9 protein-coding genes are annotated in these 22,138 nt (G+C 39.1%); 1 reads left to right on the top strand and 8 read right to left on the bottom strand.

Annotated elements, in window-relative coordinates:
- Window positions 1-2 precede the first annotated feature (2 nt).
- Both ACKWB9_RS02370 and ACKWB9_RS02365 read right to left on the bottom strand, forming a co-directional pair.
- Complete coding sequence (locus ACKWB9_RS02370) at window positions 3-3,527, bottom strand: TonB-dependent receptor (protein WP_414001375.1); 3,525 nt, start codon at window positions 3,525-3,527, stop codon at window positions 3-5.
- Between the two features lie 176 nt (window positions 3,528-3,703).
- Window positions 3,704-4,864, bottom strand: a complete 1,161-nt coding sequence (locus tag ACKWB9_RS02365) for a FecR family protein (RefSeq protein ID WP_414001374.1) — start codon at window positions 4,862-4,864, stop codon at window positions 3,704-3,706.
- A gap of 160 nt (window positions 4,865-5,024) precedes the next feature.
- On the opposite strand from ACKWB9_RS02365, the gene ACKWB9_RS02360 reads away from it, so the two are divergent.
- Window positions 5,025-5,519 carry an RNA polymerase sigma-70 factor gene (locus ACKWB9_RS02360; protein WP_414001373.1) on the top strand — a complete coding sequence of 165 codons (495 nt, stop codon included), beginning with the start codon at window positions 5,025-5,027 and terminating at the stop codon, window positions 5,517-5,519.
- Window positions 5,520-5,717: 198 nt separating this feature from the next.
- Here ACKWB9_RS02360 and ACKWB9_RS02355 read toward each other — a convergent pair whose 3' ends face one another.
- The 6 genes from ACKWB9_RS02355 to ACKWB9_RS02330 all read right to left on the bottom strand — a co-directional run bounded on the left by ACKWB9_RS02355 (window position 5,718) and on the right by ACKWB9_RS02330 (window position 22,131).
- The gene (locus ACKWB9_RS02355; protein WP_414001372.1) at window positions 5,718-7,100 is read right to left on the bottom strand and encodes a RagB/SusD family nutrient uptake outer membrane protein; all 1,383 of its coding nucleotides are present in this window, start codon (window positions 7,098-7,100) and stop codon (window positions 5,718-5,720) included.
- 25 nt (window positions 7,101-7,125) lie between these two features.
- Window positions 7,126-10,593 (bottom strand): TonB-dependent receptor, encoded by a 3,468-nt coding sequence (locus ACKWB9_RS02350; protein ID WP_414001371.1) that lies wholly within the window; start codon window positions 10,591-10,593, stop codon window positions 7,126-7,128.
- Window positions 10,594-10,935: 342 nt separating this feature from the next.
- Entirely contained in the window at window positions 10,936-14,322 is a 3,387-nt protein-coding gene (locus tag ACKWB9_RS02345) for a VCBS repeat-containing protein (protein WP_414001370.1), read from the bottom strand.
- Window positions 14,323-14,324: 2 nt separating this feature from the next.
- A complete protein-coding gene (locus tag ACKWB9_RS02340) occupies window positions 14,325-17,681 on the bottom strand; it encodes a VCBS repeat-containing protein (protein WP_414001369.1) in 3,357 nt (1,118 codons plus the stop codon).
- 191 nt (window positions 17,682-17,872) lie between these two features.
- A complete protein-coding gene (locus ACKWB9_RS02335) occupies window positions 17,873-20,491 on the bottom strand; it encodes a GH116 family glycosyl hydrolase (protein WP_414001368.1) in 2,619 nt (872 codons plus the stop codon).
- Window positions 20,492-20,652: 161 nt separating this feature from the next.
- Window positions 20,653-22,131 carry a RagB/SusD family nutrient uptake outer membrane protein gene (locus tag ACKWB9_RS02330; protein ID WP_414001367.1) on the bottom strand — a complete coding sequence of 493 codons (1,479 nt, stop codon included), beginning with the start codon at window positions 22,129-22,131 and terminating at the stop codon, window positions 20,653-20,655.
- Between the last annotated feature and the right edge of the window lie 7 nt (window positions 22,132-22,138).

Here is a 22,138-nt window from a genome sequence, read left to right as displayed (position 1 = left end):
TTTTAAAATGTTACATCTAAGCCCATACCCACGTAACGTGCAAAAGTGTGAAAGTTTGCCCGAATTCCACTTCGAGGATCAACCGTCTCTGGGTTAAAACCTTTTGGAATACCTGGAGCGTACTCCCATAAATCCCTACCGTTAAGGTATAATCGTACGCTGGATATTTTCATAGCCTCTAACCAAGGTTGGTTGGCTGCTGTCATATTGAACCCAATCTGTACATCACTTAAACGAATGTACCCGGCATCATACAACAATCGATCCGAAAGTTGATAGTTCCAGTTGGTTCGCGCACTACCAAAGGTTCCACTCAAACTAGGAAATCTAGCATTAGTTCTGTCCGGTGCCCAGGTATCGTTATAGGTGAAGGCAAATGGCTGGAACCAGAAAAAACGATAAGGCTGCAATCCACCGGTTATAAGGGTAGTTCGTTTACCTACACCTTGAAAACGCATGGAAAAATCAAAGGCTTTATATTGTGCCCCAAAGTTCATCGAAAAAGAATATCTGGGATTCGTATTTCCTAAATGAACCAAATCACCTTCTTTTCCATCAGCACTAAACGCATTGAACTCTCCATTTCCGTCTACATCTACAAAACGGGCATCACCTACTTGTATGGCCGAGCTTACCCCTGGCATTGCCTGATAGGCCGCCAATTCTTGCTCGTTTTGAATATGGTCATCGTATTTATAGCCAAAAATAGAATTGGTAGCAAAGCCTTCTCTAAATTGTTGTACACGAGCACCAAAAGTATCTGCCCCTGCCAAATCGGTCAACACGTTCTTGTCATCCGTTACATAGGCTGTGATAAAGTAGGAAAAATTATCGTTCACCCTATCTCTCCAATTCAATGTGGCTTCCCAACCTTTGGTCTCCAAGGCACCATTATTGGTCTGTGGCGGATCAATTCCCAATACTTCGGGGAAAGTCACACTGACCAACATGTTGGTGTTCTTTTTCACAAAATAATCAAAGGATCCAGACAACTTATTGTCCAATACCGCAAAATCAACTCCAAAATTGGTCGTGGTTATCTTTTCCCAGGTACGTGTTAAACTGATCGAATTCGATAAAAACGCCGATGGAAAGCTACCTGCTGCAGCCCCAAAAGGATAAATCCCAATATCATTATTAGGTCTTTCCGATCTATTGAAAGGTTCATTAAGATCTGAATCTACACCAATTTGTTGAATATAATCATACAATCCAATACCACCTTGGTGCCCGGCCTCACCATAAGAGGCCCTGAACTTTAGATTATCAAAAATTCCTAAATCTTGTATAAATTGCTCGTTAGAGGCAATCCAGGCTCCAGAAATACTGGCAAAACCTCTGTAACGGTCATCACCGATAAATCGTGAACTACCATCATATCGGTACTGGCCTGATACAGAATACCTACCATCATACACATAACCTGCCCGACCAAAGAACGAACGCAATGCCCAATGATTCGCTGCACCAGTATTGGTTTGCGAATTGCCATCGCCCAAATTTAAGGTGTGCAATTCATCTGAAAGCGCATTTCGTCTTCCAGCTTCGAACCGTTGAAACAAGTTTTCTTCTTGTGAAGCACCTGCCAATAGGCTTACATTATGTACCTGATTAAAAGTTTTATCGTAATTTAAACGAAAGACATAACTCTGAAAATCGGTTTCATCCAAACGGTTAAAGAGCGAAGTATTTGGGTTACGTACCGCAGTCCTTATAGGGTCAAGACCCTCACCTAATGCACCATTTGAAGTCGTATAAGTAGCTGTAAAAGATTTATTGGTCTCTTTAACAGAATTGATCCCTATTTGTGTTGTAGCCACTAAGCCGTCCAATACACCCCCAAATTTATATTCTAGATTTAAATTAATATTGGTCGTGGTATTTTTAATAGAGCGATCGCCCCCCAATTCTGCAGATCCTGCACTACTTTGAAAACCACCAAAGTTGTAGAAATTGCCATCATTGGAAAAGACCCTAAAAGTAGACCATTGGCGATTTTGTTCGTTCAATGCTTGGTTTAACTGTGTTGGTTCAATAATATCATTAAAAGCCACGGCAACATTAGCACCAAATTTAAGCCTTTTCGTAAGGTTGTAATCGTAATTTAACCTTAAATTAAAGCGTTCGTTCTCGTTGTTTCCATATTTGAACATAGACTCCTGGTTCAAATAACCCGCAGAGAAAGAATAAGAAGATTTGTCGGTGGCTCCTTGAACGTTAAAATTGTGTTGTTGGGTAACCGCATTGCCCCATAACGCTTTTTTCCAATCAAAATCCCCGAACCAAATGGCAGGTGTATCTCCAAAAGGTCCTTCAACCCAGTCATTGGTCAGCGGTAAATCTTTGTATTTAGCAAAACCTGAATTAAAATCCCCATCATTTTCAAAGGCTTCATTCGCCATTTCAAAATGCTGCAAGGTCGTGGTTCTTCTTGGGTAAAGACCTGGTATGCTCAAGGTAAAATTAGAGCTGATCGATATCTTTGGCTCTCCTTTGCCTCTTTTAGTAGTTACTAAAACTACCCCGTTGGCCGCTCGTGACCCGTAGATTGAAGCCGCCGCATCTTTAAGCACACTGACGTTTTCAATATCATTGGGGTTGATCAAATTAAATTGCTGATTTGTAGAGGCCACCCCATCAATAATAATCAAAGGGTCCGCATCGTTTGTAGAAGAGATACCACGAATGCTAAAATTAACATCTTCCCGACCAATCTGTCCGGAACCCCTGGTCACATTAAGACCGGGCAATAAGCCCTGTAATGCACCTATACCTGTGGTATTGATCCTCTTACTGATGGTCTCACTTTTTACCTCGCTAATGGCACCCGTTAGGCTTTCCCGTAATTGGGTACCATAACCTACCACCACAACTTCGTCCAAAGCTGCCGTATCTTCCTGCAAGCTAATATTAACAGTACTTTGCCCATTAACGTTAACTTCCCGAGTGGCAAAACCTATATACGAAACGACCAATACGGCATTATCATCGGCTACGGTTATAGAGTAGTTTCCATCAAAATCGGTTTGGGTACCGTTGGTAGTCCCTTTTTCAATAACACTGGCACCAGGCAAAGGTTGCCCATCGGCATCCGTAATCGTTCCCTGAACAGAAGTCTGTACTGCCGCCATTTCGATTGGGCGTACATCTTTTTTACTTAAAGAAGCTTCTTTCTTGGTCAAGGTAATTTGCCTATCATATGTAGTGTACACAATATCTGTTCCACGAAATAATATCCGTAGGATATCGGATATTTTTTTCTTCTTAACGGATATCGTTGTTTTACGTTCCAAATCAATCTGACTGCTCTCGAACAAAAATCGAAATTCCGATTCCGATTCTATCCTATCGAAAACCTGCCCCATTGTGGCATCATTCATATTCAACGTAAGCTTCGTATTCTGAGAATACGTACTCGCCTGAATTCTAAACAACGAAACCACCAATAAAAAAACGGTCAGTTTCATCTTTAAATCAATTTTAGGAAAGAGCAAAACACTTCCTATACCTCTAAAGGATTTTTTCATAATTTTGTTTGGTTTTTAATGTTAATCAAAACGTCATAGAACCACTGTTTAGAATCGGGAAATGTTGCACCATTTTCCGATTTTTTCATATAGGGTTCTTAAGAAATTAAATATAATCTCGCTCGTTACTTTTATTTCATACGCAAATAGTTTTTTTTTAAGTTAGTATTAGTTTATTATTCAATGATTATTTGGTTGTCCAAAATTGTATATGTAAACGGATGTATATTATTTATGGCTTTCATAACATCGTCCAAGGTTTCAATATCTACATGAAAGCCGGCGTTGAATTTTTTACTGTTCAACACTTCATTATCACTTTGAATAGTTACGTTATACCTGCGTTCCAATTTTTTGACCATATTGTCAAAGGAAGAATTCCTAAAAATCATTTCCCCCTTGATCCACCCGGTATATAACCTAACATCCACCTCTTCCATTGAAATTTTATGATCCGTACGGTTCCAAGACCCTTTTTGACCGGGTTTCAATATATAAGACTGATCGGGTCTTTTTTCATCATATATATTTACCGCTCCTTCTACCAAAACCGTACTGATGTCCGCATCTTCCTCAAAAGAAGAGACATTGAATTTTGTACCCAATACCTCCACGGCCACCGACCCCGTATTTACCACAAAAGGATGCGAAGAATCCTTTGTTACCTCAAAAAAGGCTTCTCCATCTTTTATATAGACCTCTCTCTTTTTCCCTTCAATAAACTTTATGGGATATCTTAATTTTGTCCCTGAATTTAAATGCACCACGGTACCATCCGACAAAGTAATGCCGAATGTTTTTCCATAAGGAACCTGAAGTTCATTATATATTAATTCTTCCACGGCCACATCAGCCACATATTCCAACTTATTCCCTTTTTGAACACCAAAAACCTGACCGTTTTTCAATGCTATCTTCTGTTCTTCGTTAGTATTAATAACCTGAACGGCACCATCATCCTGGGTCAACACAATAACATTCTCCGGAATTCCGGCCGGTGGTATAGCATTCTCAGATTTATAAGCGTTATAATATAAGAAGAACGCTGCCGTTAACAAACCTATAAATACAGCCGCATATTTAAGCAATGGTCTCCACGTTGGTTTAGCAGATGTTTTCTCTTCAAAAGGAGCTATTTCTTTCCTGAACCGTTCCCAATCACCATCCACATCAAGTGAATCTATAAACTCTAATGCTTCTGCAATAAGATTGTCCCTATATAAATCTATTATAAGTTCCTGCTCTTCTTGCGATAATGCCTCCACTATTTTTAAATCAATAGTATCTATTTTGGCTATGTGCTTCAGAACTTGTTTGATCTTATGGGATGAGTTCACGATATTCGGTTGTTTATGTATATGTTATGAAAAAGTTAATTTAGGGTGACACATTTTTGATAATTAAATAAAAAAAGGGGCGATTTTTTTAGTAAATTGAAAAAATAAAGTAATTTCAGGCCCTAATATAGTTGTTTGAGTCAAAGTAAATCGATTGAAAATGTCGCAGTGGAAAGATTTTGAAACACTTTACAGACAGCATTATACATTTTTGTCCTTGGTAGCGTTTAAAGTACTGAAAGACAAGAGTGTTGCGAAAGATATTGTACATGACTTTTTCCTTTCCTTTTGGAAGAAAAAAGACACTATCGATATACAGACCTCATTTAAGGCATATGCTTCAAAGGCCGTTAAAAATATGAGTTTGCAATATCTTGAAAAGCTACAAAAAGATGTTGCGAAGATAGAAAAAATGAATCCCCCAAAATATGAGAACCCTCCTTCTCTTGAAAAACCAACAAATGGAAAAGAGTCAAAAATCAGGGAATTATTAGGGCGATTACCAAAATCTCGAAGGGATATTTTTGTAGATCACATTATTCATGGGTTAAGCTATAATGAAATTGCCCAAACGAACAATATTTCCATTAATACCGTAAAGACCCAAATGAAAAGGGCCTATGCTTTCTTTAGAGAACAGGAGGGTTCGTTTTGAATAAAATGTTGGAACGGTAATTCTATGGGAACATTTTTTTATGAACAATTTATTCCCATTTAGGGGATACTGTCATTCACTTCGTGTTCTTCCTTTTTCGCAGTTCGCATATATAAAATACCGATCCCTAAAACATTTTATTCCATGTTATTATAATCCCTTGTTTTGAAAAATTAAACTGACCGAACAATTTCTTATCTAATACCCGGGGTTCTGCCTTAGAATGGCATTATCGTTTACCTTCAATATTTCCGCTTCGGGTATCGGAAATAAATCATTGTGGGCCTGAACGTTAAATCCTTTGCTGCCCATCACTTCCAAATATCTACCGGTTCTGACCAAATCGAACCACCTGTGACCTTCCGAGGCAAGTTCCACTCGTCTTTCATGTTCTACGGCCAACCTGAATGCGGCCTGATCGGCCACGGTAGCGGAAGTAATATCAGCAAGACCCGCCCTGCTTCGTACCCTATTTAAAAGCGTGAAAGCTTCTCCGTCCGGAACATATCCTTGCTCGTTAATGGCTTCGGACAACATCAACAATACATCGGAGTAACGTATTACCGGCCAATCACTTTCACCACCTTCTCCAAGAGGAGGTTCAGGGCCATATTTAATCACTAAAGTATCATTGGCGGAAATGGCAGTGTTCAACGTAAGGTCCCTCCTCACATCTCCAGCCTCATATTCATCATACAAATCTTTTTTGGCCGTATTGTCGGCAGCTTGGTTATTGGCATAAGAAAAATTAAATCCATTGCCATTAACACCGTCATTAGTCCATCTTACTACAAAAATGACTTCAGGGTTAAGCTCGTTATCGGTATCAAATACGTCGGCATAATCAGCAAGTAAATTTACATTACCGCCTTCCTGGGAAATAACGGACCTTAACACTGTTTCGGCATCCGAGAAATTGCCATTGGTCAACTGTACCCTGCCCAATAAGGCATTGGCAGCTATATTGGTGGCCCTTCCTTCATCCGCACCGCTATAAGAGGACGGCAAAAGTCCCACAGCCTGTGTAAGATCGGAGACAATCTGAGCATATACCGTTGTAGAAGGGCTCTGCGGAAATTCCAATGCTTCGGCACTCGTAATCTCGGTAATCACTAATGGAATATCACCATAAATTCTCACCAGGTTAAAGTAGATCAAGGCCCTTGCAAAGAGTGCTTCTCCCTTTACACGGGTTTTAAGGCTCCCTTCTATTGAAGCCTCATCAATCCTATCCAGAATAGCATTGGCTCTGGAAATCGCATTATAACTCTCGTTCCATCTTCCACTAATGGCCTCATTGGTCGGAAGAATAGAGAAATTGTCGAAATCGGACCTTGTGGTAACGGATCCGGAAACAACAGGTTTGGTATTATCGGAACGGATATCGCCAAATAATACAATATCATCAAATTCTCCCCTTAAACTAGCATAGACTCCTATTATCGCTTGCTCATAATCAGAAGCAGTCTGATAGAAGTTCTCTGTATTTATCTGTGACACCGGGGCCAGATCTAAATTGTCTTCACAGGATACTATACCCAATAGCCCTAGAGAGGTTATAAAATATTTTATATGTTTCATAATTTTACTATTAGTCATGATAAGCTTATAGGCCAACCTTTATGCCCAGTGCCCATCTTCTGGACAATGGATACGATCCGTAATCAGCACCTGTCCTTAAAGGATCTCCTCCACTTAAACTCACTTCCGGGTTATAGCCAGAGTAATCTGTAAAGTAAGCCAAGTTGTCTATACTGGCATAAATTCTTAACGAACCTAGTTTCATCTTCTCCGTAATGTTATTTGGGAAGTTATACCCCAAGGTCACGTTCTGGATTCGTACAAAAGAGCCATCTTCTACCCATCGTGATGATTCTGCCACATTGTTGTTGCCACTTGTTAGACGGTTAGCCCTTGGCGTTACACCATCTCCTGGTTGGTTGGGTGATCTCCATCGGTTTAACGCATCTGCCGATTGGTTCTGGTTACCCTCTAAATTATTGTAAAACCTACGAGCTACGTTGTGTATCAAATTCCCTTCAACACCATTTACGACAACATTCAAATCCAAATTTTTGTAATGTAGATTATTGGTAATGCCCCAAATAAAATCAGGTCTGTTACTTCCTATAACCACCCTATCATCGCTATTGATCACACCATCACCATTCTGGTCTTTATATTTTACATCGCCCGGAAAGGTACCCCTACTGGTATTCCAAACTGCACTATTGTCAATTTCTTCCTGGGTCTGAAAAATGCCAATTTGTTCGTACACAGAGAAAGCGCCCAACTCACCTCCTATTTCATTTAAGAAGATACTTCCTGCCCCACTTCCTGCCCTAATAGGATCGCCCTCCGGACCTAATTCCAATATTTCATTGTCTCCAAACGTGATATTGAAATCCGTGTCCCATTTAAAATGGCCTACAAAGTTTTTGGAATTGATTGCAAATTCCCATCCGGTATTTTTAACCCTGCCCAAATTTTGCAAGGCAGATCCAAAACCAGAACTTGTTGGAATAGGAACATTTAGCAACAAATCCTTGGTTTCACTATTAAAATAATCCACGGTAAAGAACAGTCTATTCTGAAAAAGCCCTAGATCAAGACCAATATCATATTGTTCCGTGGTCTCCCAAGTCAAATCAGGGTTCGCAATAGATTCTGGCCGTAAACCGGTTACTCCTTCTCCGTTGCCACTACCTAAAACATAGTTTTCATTAGTCAATAAGGCTATGGACGAATAATTACCTATACGATTATTCCCTGTTCTACCCCAACTTGCCCGCAGTTTTAGAAAGTTCAGGTCGTTGTATCCTTTTACGAAATCTTCTTCGGAAATGGTCCATCCGGCAGATACAGAAGGGAAGTTGGCAAACTTATTATTGGCTCCAAACCGAGACGACCCATCACGCCTTATGGCCGCTGAAATCAAGTACTTATCAGCAAAGGAATATTGAACCCTGCCCAATAGAGAGACCAAACTCCACTCTTCTATAAAATTGAATGCCCTTGTAACGGTATTGAAATCAAAAATAGTACGTACGGGACCGTCTGAAACATCAGCTGCTTGTATTCGGTTGTTCTGTTGACGAAATTCTTGGTAAGTAAAACCGCCCAAAACATCAAATTTATGTTCCCTAAAAGAGGTATTATAATTGAAGGTATTTTCCGTTAACCAGTTTCTTTGACCAAGTTTGTTGGTAAACACGGCATTCTGGTTGTTGAACCTTCTTGCCGCTGCCGCAATAAATTGGTTTCTTTCAAAATCCGAATAGTCAAAGCCAAAACTTGTCTTGACTTTTAACCCTTTTAATATTTCCAGTTCTAAATAGGTGTTGGTCAATAATCTTAATTGTGTACTATTTATGTCATTTTCACTGGCCAATAACACTGGATTCGGTGTTCCACAACAGGTATAATTAGGATCGTTCGCTTCAAATTGTTCCCCGCTTATCTCATCTGGTCCCGGTCTTAAAAAAGGAAAAGAAACTAAAGCCGAATTAATTACAGCGTTCACAGCCCAATGCCCCTCTGCATTAACTTCATCATTAACGGTATAACCAGGAGCAATATTAGCGCCAAGCTTAAGGTTATCCGTTAATTGGGCATCCAGATTAATACGTAATGAAAAACGCTCAAAACCGGATGAAACCACAATACCCTCTTCATTAGTATAACCTCCTGAAATGAAATATCGTAACTTTTCGGTTCCTCCTGATGCGGACAATTGATAGTTATGTATTAAGGCTGATCGGAATATTTGATCTTGCCAATCTGTATTTACACCTTGCAAACCACTAACATCGTTCAAGAATAAAGGGAAAGCAATGCCCGGAGCTGAAGTTGCATCTGCATTTACATAAGCATCCCTAACAAAATCTATATATTGATCACCATTGAGCAAATCCAATTCATTAATAACGGAGGAAGATCCAATAGAAGCGCTGAAATTAATATTTGAGGTTCCCGACCTACCTTTTTTAGTAGCGATTATCACTACTCCATTGGCTCCCCTAGATCCATAAATGGCCGCTGCAGAAGCATCTTTTAATACCTGAATGGATTCAATGTCATCCGGATTTAAGGATGACAAAGGGTTTATGCCCTGGGAACCATTAGATCCAAGCTCATTGTCATCATTACCCGAAAGATTGCTTTGTTCTATGGGAAAGCCATCGACTACATACAAGGGGTCATTGCCTGCCGTCAAAGATCCAGTCCCCCGGACCCTTACCACAATATTTCCACCGGGTGCACCCGTAGTCTGCTGAATCTGCACCCCGGCTATTTTACCCGATAGTGTCCTGATGAAAGAATCATTGGATGCTTCCCCTAAATCTTCGGCGGAAATTGTGGAAATGGCTCCGGTAACATCCTTCTTGTTCTGTGTACCATAACCTACAACGACCACCTCATCCAATCCCGCCGCATTTTCAGTTAAAACTATGGCAATGACCCTCTGTTGCCCTATCTCGATTTCTTGGGAAGCAAATCCAATATAGGAAACGACCAATACAGCATTTTCATCGGTCACTTCAATAGAAAAGTTGCCATCAAAATCGGTCTGTGTACCATTGACAGCACCCTTTACCACAATACTTGCCCCTGGCAACGGTTGCCCATTGGTATCGGAAACAGTGCCCGATATGGTTAGCTGGTCTAGTGTCTCTTTTGGAGGATTGGGAATTTTCATAGCTGAGATAACATCCTTTTTCCTAAGAATGATTTGCTTGTTCAGAACTTCAAACCCGACATTTGTATTGGAAAAAACCTCGGAAAGGATGGAACTTATACGTTTCTTTTTTGCTTTAACGGAAACGATTCTATCCAAATTAACATCTTTACGGTTATGTAGAAACTTGAATTCAGATAAAGATTCAATCTCCCTGATTGCATCGTTTACTGTTACCTTATCCATTTCTACAGATAGTTTGGTTGACCGGGAATGAGAATTATTCGCTTTCAACTGGAACAAGGAAACTACGGCAACAAATAGGGTTAGTTTCATTTTTAAGTCAAATTTCAATAGGAAGCGTTCTTTTCCCCGTGAATTCAAGGTTTTTTTCATAATTGAATAATGGTTTAAGAGTGTTTAAATCACTTTTTATTAAATCAGGGAAATGTAAGTGTATTTTCCGATTTTTAGTTCAAAAGTGAATTTTTATCATTTGCTAATTTAGTTTTTTTCACATATTACGATTTTAAAAGTGACTTTCTCCCGCATTTAGGTACGGGTCATAAGTAAATAATCATTTAAGGTTAAACATTTATTCGCCCAGCTTTTCTCTAGTTTTAAACTGTCCGGTTTAACGGGAGGAGGTCAAAAGGATACTTTTTCTTTGATTATTTTTAAGACAAATACAATATATATTGCAACTTTCTGTTATTATGAGATTTACCAACAAGAAAGCTAATTTATGGTGTAGCATTGTATTGCTGCATTGTTGGCTGCAAACACTACCATTTCTTTTTCATTATCATATTTAACGATAGCAGCATTACGTATTTCCCCATGTACTTCTAACCCGCTCTGATATGGGTAAAAGTCTTTAAAATTTCCTTTACCATCTCCTTTCATAAAAAGACCAAAACTAGCATCATTTCTAGGAGTCTCTACCTCTGAACCGTATAAATTTCCTGTCAAGATTAAATCTAAAAAACCGTCATTATCAAAGTCATTGGTCAATATATTATTCACAGAAGATATTTGAGCCAAACCGTTCAATGGTCTTATTTTAAACTTTCCATTCCCTAAATTTTCAATATAGCTCGTAGCAAAATTTGTGGCCTCATACTGTATCGCTTCATTTAAGTTTTCTCTTCCATAAACATCTTCAAGAGATGCATGAGCGAAAGAACTATAACTCTTAAATTTCTTTTTAATAAAGGGCATTTGATTTGAGGAACATTCTCTTCCTCTAAGCGGATAAAGTTTATCTTTCTCATAAAAACCCAATACAATATCTAAGGTTTTGTTATCGTCAAAGTCTTTCGCATAAATCTTAAAAGGATGTTCTTGGCTGGCTTTATACTTATAATTTAATCCAAGATTACCACCGACAAAATCGATATCACCATCACTATCAAAATCTCCATGGGCTAGAGTGTTCCACCAACCAACGTGATCCTGCAATCCGGACTCATCAGTCGTATCTCGGAAACCACTATCTGTGTTCACGAAAACCTTGATGGACATCCATTCTCCTGCTACCACCAAATCGTTTCTATGATCACCATCGACATCCACCCAAATTGCCGAGGTAACCATACCTATATCCTGAAGTACAGGAGCCATCTTTGCAGTAATATCAGTAAAAGATATTAATCCATTCTCAGAATCATTCCGAAGCAATTGACTACTGGCCGGCGATGGGTATTTTCCCGGAATTTGCCTACCTCCGACAAAAAGATCTAAATCTCCATCATTATCATAATCACCTGTTACAACACAAGAGCCGCTGGCATGTATTTTAGGAAGAGCTTTTTCTATTTTATGAAAAAAGCCTTGTTTGTTTTCATAAAAACGATCAGTATAATACTCACTCTCTATTTCTTCTTCATTACTCCCACTCACTACATACAAATCCAAGTCACCATCATTATCCGCATCAAAAAATGTCGCTCCAGTATCTTCATGGATTTTATCAATATCAAACAATGGTGATTGCACAGAAACAAAGCTGCCATTTTGTTGCTGTATATGCATTTCTCCCGATTGGTCTTTTGCCCCGCCAATATACATATCGTCAAGACCATCATTATTTATGTCGCCTACAGCCAGAGCCGGTCCAAACTGTGACATTTTATGAGGTAACAGGCTTTCTCTTTCGTAATCGTTAAACGGGTTTTCTTTATGCCTGTAATCAATTTTAGTATTATCTGTAGCTGAAGTAAATAGTGTCGTATGACTAGCGGCAACGATTTCCCCGTTGTTTTCGGACCACTCTTTTTGAACAATCAGTTCTCGATTTCCTTTTATGTCGGTCAAACTTTGTATTGTACCATCTGCCCATACAATCTGTAGTTTCTTTACTTTGTCCATTTTTCCCAATCCAAAGTGCAGCACAGGCTCCATGGAAGATTGATACCCTCGAGATAGTATGAGTTCTTGAGTCTGCTGGCTTGCATCAGGTGCTACAAGAGTAACTTTTGCCCCAATACCAAACGGATTGTTTTGACCTCCATTGAGCTTTATACGTATATAATTTTTCTCTTTAAAGACCTGTTGTGCCTTGTTTTCAAAAATCAATGATTTTGTATCTTGATTATTGAAGACCATATCCAAATCTCCATCAAGATCAAAATCGGCATAGGCCGTTCCGTGGGTAAAACCCCTAAAGCTCAACCCCCAATTGCCCGGTTTTTTTTTAAAATCGAACCCACCATTGTTCACAAAAACATAATTATCAATTGGGTTTACGGGTATGTTACGTACCATTTGATGTTGATTTTCTTGTGTAATCTTTTTCTGGGCATACAGTCGGTTAAAATAGTTTTGATAATCATTGTTATTAACATTTCTTCGCATCCCATTGCTCACAAATAAATCTTTCCACCCATCGTTGTTCAAATCCATAAAAAGAGGGCCCCAACTCCAATCGGTGTATCCTACCCCGGCCATTTCGGCTATATCACTAAAACCGCCACTACCATTATTGATTTGCAAACAGTTACGCATATATTGATAATGCAGACCAGAAGTAATCGTTTCTTGAAACGCCTCGGTATCCATTGCAGACATATTGGTCTTTTTTCCGAAATTGGTCTCGGACATCATATCACATTGAAAGAAATCTATAAGACCATCATTGTTGATATCCGCAGCATCCGTACCCATTCCAAAATTGGAAGTATGGGGAAAATAATGGTCAAGTTGATCGGTAAACGTCCCGTCCTGATTGTTTATATACAGAAAATCCTTAGCATTGAAATCGTTTGAGACATAGATATCGGGCCACCCGTCTCCATTGAAATCGGCAATACTTGCATTAAGTGAAAGACCATAATTCAATAGACCGGTTTCGGAAGTCATGTCGGTAAAATTTCCATTACCTTCGTTTCTATAGAATCGATCACTTTCTTCATATTGGGGGTCTATATTTTTTTCTTTAAAAAAAGTATTAGAGTTAAAAAGGTTAAAATGAGGATATGCACAGATATATAGGTCCAAATCACCGTCACGGTCATAATCAAAGAAGGTACTCTGAACGGAGTGGCTATCATCGTCAATACCATACTTAGCTGCTTCTTCTGTAAAGGTCATATCACCTTGATTTACATAAAGCAAGTTGTTCCGTCTTTGATACGGATCGCTAACGTTTACATAAATATCCAAAAAGCCATCATTATTGATATCTACCATGGTTACTCCCCTCGTCCACCGCACCTGATCTAAAGCGGATACCCCGGCCTTAGTGGTAACGTCTTCAAATTGAAGGCTTCCTTTATTTCTGTACAATTGGTTCTCAACCATATTGCCACTAAAATAAATATCGGCCAATCCATCATTATCCAAATCGCCTACGGCAACTCCGCCACCTGAGTAAATATTTGGATAGGTAAAATAATTCAATCTTTTACCTTCGGATATCTTATTCATAAAATGAATTCCACTAACAGAAGGTTCAACTATGGCAAAACTCAACTCTTGAAATGGTTTTAGCTGGTTTTGGGAAATATTTGACGAATCTGAATTTGACGAATCTGAACAGGAAGTCATCAAAACAACAAATCCAAAACCCAAACAAATGGCTTTTTTTATGAATTGCGAAGACCAATATTTTATATACAAGGGCATAACTATTTATTGGGTTGTATAAATTGCAATGGTGCATTATTTTTTGCAAAGCAAATGATTTGGTTCTCTGACTGTTTCCATCGTAATGCAGAAACATGACGGACCACACCGTCTATCGTAACACCCGTGTTACGGGGTCTATATGCATTAAAACCGCCCTTGCCGTCACCTTTCATCAAAACACCATAACTAGCATCGTTACGAATAGTCTCTACTTCAACTCCATAATTATTGCCAACTAAAAGAGCATCGAGATAGCCATCTTTATCAAAATCATCTACATGAATAGCATTGACACATGATATTTGGGCTTCATTTTGTAAAGAAATCACCCTAAATTCACCATTGCCTAAATTTTCTACGTATGAAGTGGTGAAATTGTTCGCCTTATAGGTTAATGCATTTTCTAGTTTCTCAGCTCCATATACATCTACCAAAGTTGCTTGGGCGAATGAATTGTAATTGGGAAATTTCTTTTTTATAAAGGGCATTTGATTAGAGGAACATTCTCTTCCCCTAAGTGGAAAAAGTTTATTTTGATTATAATATCCCAAAACAACATCAACCGTTTTATTATCGTCAAAATCAGATGCATAGATTTCAAAAGGCTTTTCTTTAGAACTTTTATATTTATAATTAGTACCCAAATTACCTACAATAAAATCATCGTCTCCATCTTTGTCGAAATCGGCTGCAACTATGCTGTACCACCAGCCTATTTCATTAGACAATTCATTTTGTTTGGAAACATCTACAAAACTACCAGATTGGTTCTCGAAAGTTCGGATGCCCATCCACTCTCCCACAATTACAAGATCCAAAAACTTATCATTATTGAAATCGGTCCAAACGGCATCTGTAACCATGCCCATACCATGAAAATCAGGGGCAATTTCAGCAGTAGCATCCACAAAGGAAACCGTACCTGGAATACTTTCATTACGCAATAGAATACTATTGGCAGGAAAAGGGTATTTCCCTGGTTCTTGGCGTCCACCCACAAAAAGATCCAAATCCCCGTCATTATCAAAATCGGCGCTCTTTACACATGAACTACTTATTGCCATTTGGGGAAGGTTAACACACTTGGAAAATTTTCCAAGACCATCGTTCATATATAATCTGTCATAATACCATTTAGATCCCTTGGCATACTCATTACCACCACTGGTCACATACAGGTCCATATCAGAATCGTTATCAGCATCAAAAAACAGGGCTGACACATCTTCATAATTCTTTTCATTATCAAAAAATTGCTGTTGCCAGGGTTTAAACGTACCGTCTTCTTGCTGTATCAACAAACTTGCAGGTTGACCTTTGGCTCCACCGTAGAAAATATCGTCTAAACCATCATGGTTCACATCTCCGGCGGCAAAAGCAGGTCCTGTTTCTGACATCTTATGTGGCAACAAGCTTTCTCTTTCAAAATCGTTGAATTTATTTTCAACATGTGTCTTATTAATTAAAATTTCATGAGTCACATCAACCAACAAGGGTTGGTTTTCTTTGGTTTGATATTCACTATCGTCAAGATTTAAAGCATCTGCATAATTTACCACTAAGGTCTTATTAGCTTCAAGATGTTTAATTTTTTGTTGTTTGCCATCAGGCCATAGTATCCTAAGTTGATCCAATACCTTATTATCTCCAGTCCCAAAATGGATTATGGGATCTATGGAAGATTGAAAGCCACGGGTGAGATAATGTTCATGGTATTGCAATTCATCCCCATGTTCTAAATATAGTTTAGCACCTAGGCCATATACATTGCCTTCAGGACCTTTTAACTGAATCTTCAAATAATTATTATCGGATATTTCATTGGAATTGTTCTTATAAACAAAAGCAGTTTGATCTACATTATTAACGACCATATCTAAATCACCGTCATTATCTAAGTCAGATAATGATGCTCCATTTGAATAACTCTCGTTAGTAATTCCCCATAAAGTATTTACTTTATCAAAACTGAGATCACCCTTACTTTTGAATATAGAATTAACCGCCGCCCTTGGGGGAATAAACCGAGTTAAGGTATAAAAAAGAGAGTCTTTATCAATACCTTTCTTTTCTTTTTCTAGAAGTACTTTTTCTTTAAACCTTACAAAATCATTATTTCTAAAATCTCTTTTTAAACCATTGGTAATGAATACATCTTTGTATCCATCATTATCCAAATCGTTCAATAATACGGACCAACTCCAATCGGTATTAGGGATTCCTGCCAAGTGGGCTACCTCACTAAAAGTGCCATTACCATTGTTTCGTTGTAAACAATTGAACATATACTGATGGTGAAAACCATTTTCTACTGCTTTATAGAATCGTTCAGGTGCCATGCCACTCATGCTGGCCTTTAACCTGAAATTGTCATCTGAAACCATATCGAGCGTAAAAATATCTAGATTGCCATCGTTGTCATAATCAGAAATATCAACACCCATAGAATAGAAAGACAAATGCTTTAACTGCTCTTTGCTCCGTTCTGAAAAAGTACCGTCTTGATTATTGATATAGAGATAATCATGTTCATCGTAATCGTTTGAAACGTACAGATCAGGCCAACTGTCATTGTTTAAATCACCGGCGGCAACGCCAAGTCCATACCCAATTTCATTACCATTGATACCTGCATTTTTACTAATATCAACAAATTTTCCATTATCATTTCGGTAGAGCTTGTCACCTACCAATGGAGTTCTTTTGTTTCTATCAAAACCATCAAATCGTTTGGTCAATACATTGTGGTTCAATAAAAACATATCAAGATCACCATCCTTATCATAATCGAAGAACAGGGATTGTGTAGAATAACTGGAATCATCCAGACCATATATTTTGGCCATTTCCTTGAATTGGGGAACATTGTTCTTGTTCGTTCCTTGATTAATGAACAATTTATTGGCCCGCTGTTCTTCACTGAGCCTTCCTGATCGCGAAACATAAATATCTAGCAGACCATCTCCATTTACATCGGCCATGGCCACCCCGGTAGTCCAACTTGGGGTATCTACAATTTGGGCTTCTTTTGTAGCATCAATAAATTTTAAGTTTCCTTTGTTGATATACAGTTTATTTGGAGAAACCGAAGCCGTAAAGAATATATCGGGAAGCCCATCATTGTTCAAATCACCAATGGCCACACCCCCACCATTGTAATAGTATTCATAGGAAAGACCGTTCATGGTCTTTGATTCTGGAACAGGGTTCTTGAATAGAATTCCACTTTCTGAGGGGTCTACGAGTTCAAATTGTTTTTTTATTGGAACTGATGTTTTCGCGACTTTCTTCTCTGTTTTATCCTTGCATCCTAAACAAAGGACAAAGAAAAAAACATATATCATATAATTTTTCATCTCCATTTTTCTAAAGTTCTAATTTTTAGGATTCAACTGATAGTCACAATCTTTTTAAAGACCCTAGTGGCTATTATACCAATTCAAACGCGCTTATAAGAAAACACAGCGTTCAATTTATCCATAAACCCCGATGTTGGACAACACCGGGGGATTGCTTTAATAACCAATTATTATAATGTGGCAAAGGTTTATGCTTCCATTACTTTTCCGGACACCATTATCTTCTTTACATCAATGCTGCCCAGTTTCACATCAATAAAGGGTTTGCCGTCTTTAAGTCCCACGTTTCCAAAGCCCGACTTGGTTGATAAAAAAGAAGTGAAATCATCTCCTATCTTCGAATCAATATACAGGGTTTTATCTACTGCATCGTACCGAACACCTGTTAAACCTTGGAGCAGTGCATAACTGGACATTGCTCTGGCATACCAATGCCCACATTCGTATTCATCAAAAGGATTACGAACGGTGCCGTCATATCGGCTTCTGCAATAGCGCACGATCTCCAAACCTTCTTCAACTTTTCCTTTCATCATCAGGTGCGAAGCCACTTGATATTCAATTCCCGTCCAAACCTCATTACTATAAACAAAAGGCAAAGAGAGTCTTCCTCCTTTTGGCCAGGTACACAACAATAGGCCTCCTTCCTTTCCAACGGCGTAAGATGGTCGCTGAGGGTTAGGGTGGTCTACAAGGTTATCTTTTAAGTTGTATTTATGAATAGATTGTAAATGACTGGTTACCATATCATTATTCACAGGTTCTTCTAAGCCAGCACAATTGGCGATCCACATGCCTAGTATACCATCGGAAAGACACCCCTTGCCATATTGATATTTAGGTCCTTCCTTCTGTAAAAGCTCTTTGGCTTCTTCAGAATAATTGGAGGTCCATGAACCTTTTGATAATTCAACAGGGTCTTTGGCTTCAAGCCCCGTCCATTGGATATTTTGCACGAAGTATTCTCCATCAAAAAGAGTTTCTTCCATAAACTTTTTACCCTTCTTTAATAATTTCGCATAATGCTTATAGGATTGTTTTGCGGCCTTGCCCATTTCTACAATTGCCGTAAGGGCTCCTAAATAAAAACTGGTACACATACCGTCTGGTCCCCAAAACTCAATATCATAGGTGTTATGGTGAGGCTCTTCTAAGATACCTTTTCCTTTAGGGTCCCATGTTTTTATACAGTAATCTAAACTCTGTTTTACTTTAGGATATATTTTCTTCATCCATTCCGTATCACCAGAAATACGCCAATCACGATATACTTTCATAATGCCCCCTAACTGACCATCGGAAGCGGCATGAAAACCATGATCTACAGTACGTATAGGCAAAGAGGTACGGAAAGTCTGATGTCCTTTATTATTCTGACTGATATTAAACTCGGTATCTCTAAGTGAACGTTCTAGGTTCGGAAACAGGTGGGGTAATGCTTGGGCATAGTTCCACACATGGGTACAAGTACCATGACAGCAACCCGAATCGTCGTTGGTGCCTTCCCATGCCCAGAATTTTCCGTCTGTTTGACGCAGCACTGTAGGAGATTTTAAAATACCTAAATTCGCAGACACTGCCTCCATAACTTCAGGTGGTAAGGTCGAATTATAAAAAGTATCTGAAAACATCTGACTTTTTCGATTCAAATCATCGTAATGTTTTGTCCAATAACTTGTAACCTCATTTATTGAATTGAATTTACCTGCGTACCATGGTCGATGTGTATCGGATTCGGAACAAGAAGAATTAGGCATACAGTCGCCTTTTTTTCCTAATCTCATCGTCGTGTTGGGAACATACCATGCGAACAGCACTTTTATCGTTTTCTCTTCTCCAGGGGCTAAATTGAACGGCACAAAAACAGAGGCACCAGGTGATTCTTTCTCTAAAGGGGCTTTTGGTGATGTGTCTCCCCTGCTTATTTTTTCCCAGATAATGGACAATGAATCAAACCATCCTCCACGAAACCAACTATGATCTACCGTTGCAGCATCATCTTTCACATAGGCCGAAAAACAACCTTCATCTTCTGGATTCTTTTTAGACCCCGATTGCTCTAACACAAAACCATTATCTATGGATGATATCTTATTGCCTTTTTTACCTCTTATACTCATGAAGTTTTTTGTGTTCCATGAGAACACCGCTTCAACAGATGATGCCGAAGTATTTTTAAACGTATATTCAAAGGCTCCCACAGGAAGACTAGAATTATCTTCATCTGAAGGTATAAAAGGGCTCCATCCTTTTAACTCAACCTTAAGAGGTATGTCGGCATCTTCTAATTCAACCGTTCCGTATGGAAAACGGGCATTGAAGGTCGCTTTTTCAAAACGAGGCAGACCATGACTCTTTCTTGCTCCTCCACGGGCCGATGCCTCATCATAATGGCCTCCCTGACCATATTTCTTCCAATCGGGTAAAAGAGCTTCTAATGCTTTGGTACCATTTTTTTGACCTTTTATATGTATTGCTCCAAAACTACAAGGTTCATGCAATGTGTTTGAAACATTACGTACCGATACATGAGACAAAGCACCGTACCCTTCCAAACAGAACATGCCTGCCCCAATCCCCCCAATGGGAAAGGCGACACGGTTCAGGTTTTCCCCGGAATAGGAACCGTTGAAGTCACGAGACATATAGTTTTCCGGTGCAGGAGCATTCTTGGGAACCGTATCCCCTTCCCTTGTAATAGTCTTGGTCATTGCACTTGCTCCCGTGGGAACGGTCATCAAAGCGCCCAGTGCCGCAGAGTTGGCCAAAAACTTTCGACGGCTGTTGGATTTATTATTTTTTTTCATTGAAAAACATTCTTCTTATGTTATACAGCAATATCTTATAAAAAAAGCCTGCCTTTTGCAGTATGTGCTTTGGCAGGCTTTTTAACTAACTCAAACTAATATATGAAAAACCAACTGTTTTTCATTTAAGCATCATACACTTTTTGATTCCTCGGATCATTCTATTGATATTCCGGATTCTGCTCCAATGTTCCTTCGGAAAAATCTATCTGTTTTTGAGGGATGGGCATCAAATCTTTTTGATTGGGAACTCCTTTGTCGTTATAGAACGTTCTGTGTAATCCCCATCGCCTTAATGCATATCCAAAATGTGCCTCAAAGGCAAATTCTACCCGATATTCATGGATCAAGGCATCCCATGCATCCTGAATATCCATGGTCCCTGAATCCAGCAAAGGCAAATCCACACTTTGTCTAGCTCGTAACCTATTGATTTGATTTACAGCTTCATCTTTTTGATTATTTTGCAAATAAGCTTCGGCTAACATCAATACCACTTCCGCATAGCGTATTTCATGCCAGTTCTGAGGGCCATAATCAATGGCATCTGTCGTACCTGTAGCAGGGTCTGTCACATATTTACGAATGGCAAAACCAGTACCGTTTACCTGATCTACAAAAGTTCTTACATCGCCATTGGCTTTTGTAAAGGTATCTCCCAATGAAAATACACTGGCCGGCAATCTGGAATCCCCAGTTTCATATTCATCGACCATATCTTGAAGTGGCCTGTCAAGACCCCAACCTCCATTGGGAACAAAACCTTCCCCATTGGGCGCATAGAACAAGGAAAGTGCCGAACCTTCTTTTTTACCGGCTACTGGCTCAAATTGGATTTCAAAAACCGATTCACTGCTATTTTCATTGGAACCATCAAAAAGACTGGCATAGTCATCTACCAAGGCATAACCTATACTTTCCACCTCTTGTAATTTGGACAAAGCTTGGGGATGGTTTTGTTGCCATAACAAGACCTTGGCCAAAAGTACTTTTGCAGTACCTTGGGTCACTCGACCTAAATCGGCAGCCCCATAACTTTGTGGCAATCTAGATTCTGCTTCTTGAAGGTCTCCTGTAATAAAGGCCAACATTTCTTCTGTAGTAGCACGTGGAATCAAAGTCTCTTCTTGGGTTGCTATCAACTTATCGACGATTGGTACTCCGCCCCACCATTCGAACATTTTAAAATAAAAGTATGCCCTAAGACAGTATGCTTCTCCTAAAATACGGGATTTTAAAGCCTCATCCATTTCAATGGGTGGTACGTTGACCAATATTTCATTGGCCCTACGCACACCGATATAGGATTGTTCCCAAATCCAGTTGATCTCAAATTGATCTGACTGTACCGTACCGGTACGCATTACGCCATAACGGCTCAATAAATCGGGGTGTTCAATAGAAGCATGTGACCATGCCAACCCGATCACGTCCCAAGCATTGGAGGCATGGCCATTAATGGGACCCCTAAAGTGCTGCACTTTATCATACACTGCGGTCAAGGCCAAAACAGCATCTTGCCCAGTCTGGAAAAAAGTTCCACTGGATATTTGGCCATTGGGCTGTTTATCCAAAAAATCATCACTGCATCCAAAGAAAACAGTGGAAACAATAAATAGTACAATTATATATTTTTTCATAACGCTT

Source organism: Maribacter spongiae (genome assembly GCF_047345125.1).
GTDB lineage: Bacteria > Bacteroidota > Bacteroidia > Flavobacteriales > Flavobacteriaceae > Maribacter.
Note: the sequence above shows the minus strand (reverse complement) of the source record. Positions and strands in the feature narration are given on the sequence as shown.

What these genes read in the sequence shown, in the direction of transcription:
- ACKWB9_RS02370 (WP_414001375.1), bottom strand. Translation starts at nt 3,527, where the DNA reads ATGAAAAAATCCTTTAGAGGTATAGGAAGTGTTTTGCTCTTTCCTAAA.
- ACKWB9_RS02360 (WP_414001373.1), top strand. Translation starts at nt 5,025, where the DNA reads ATGTCGCAGTGGAAAGATTTTGAAACACTTTACAGACAGCATTATACA.
- ACKWB9_RS02355 (WP_414001372.1), bottom strand. Translation starts at nt 7,100, where the DNA reads ATGAAACATATAAAATATTTTATAACCTCTCTAGGGCTATTGGGTATA.
- ACKWB9_RS02350 (WP_414001371.1), bottom strand. Translation starts at nt 10,593, where the DNA reads ATGAAAAAAACCTTGAATTCACGGGGAAAAGAACGCTTCCTATTGAAA.
- ACKWB9_RS02345 (WP_414001370.1), bottom strand. Translation starts at nt 14,322, where the DNA reads ATGCCCTTGTATATAAAATATTGGTCTTCGCAATTCATAAAAAAAGCC.
- ACKWB9_RS02340 (WP_414001369.1), bottom strand. Translation starts at nt 17,681, where the DNA reads ATGAAAAATTATATGATATATGTTTTTTTCTTTGTCCTTTGTTTAGGA.
- ACKWB9_RS02335 (WP_414001368.1), bottom strand. Translation starts at nt 20,491, where the DNA reads ATGAAAAAAAATAATAAATCCAACAGCCGTCGAAAGTTTTTGGCCAAC.
- ACKWB9_RS02330 (WP_414001367.1), bottom strand. Translation starts at nt 22,131, where the DNA reads ATGAAAAAATATATAATTGTACTATTTATTGTTTCCACTGTTTTCTTT.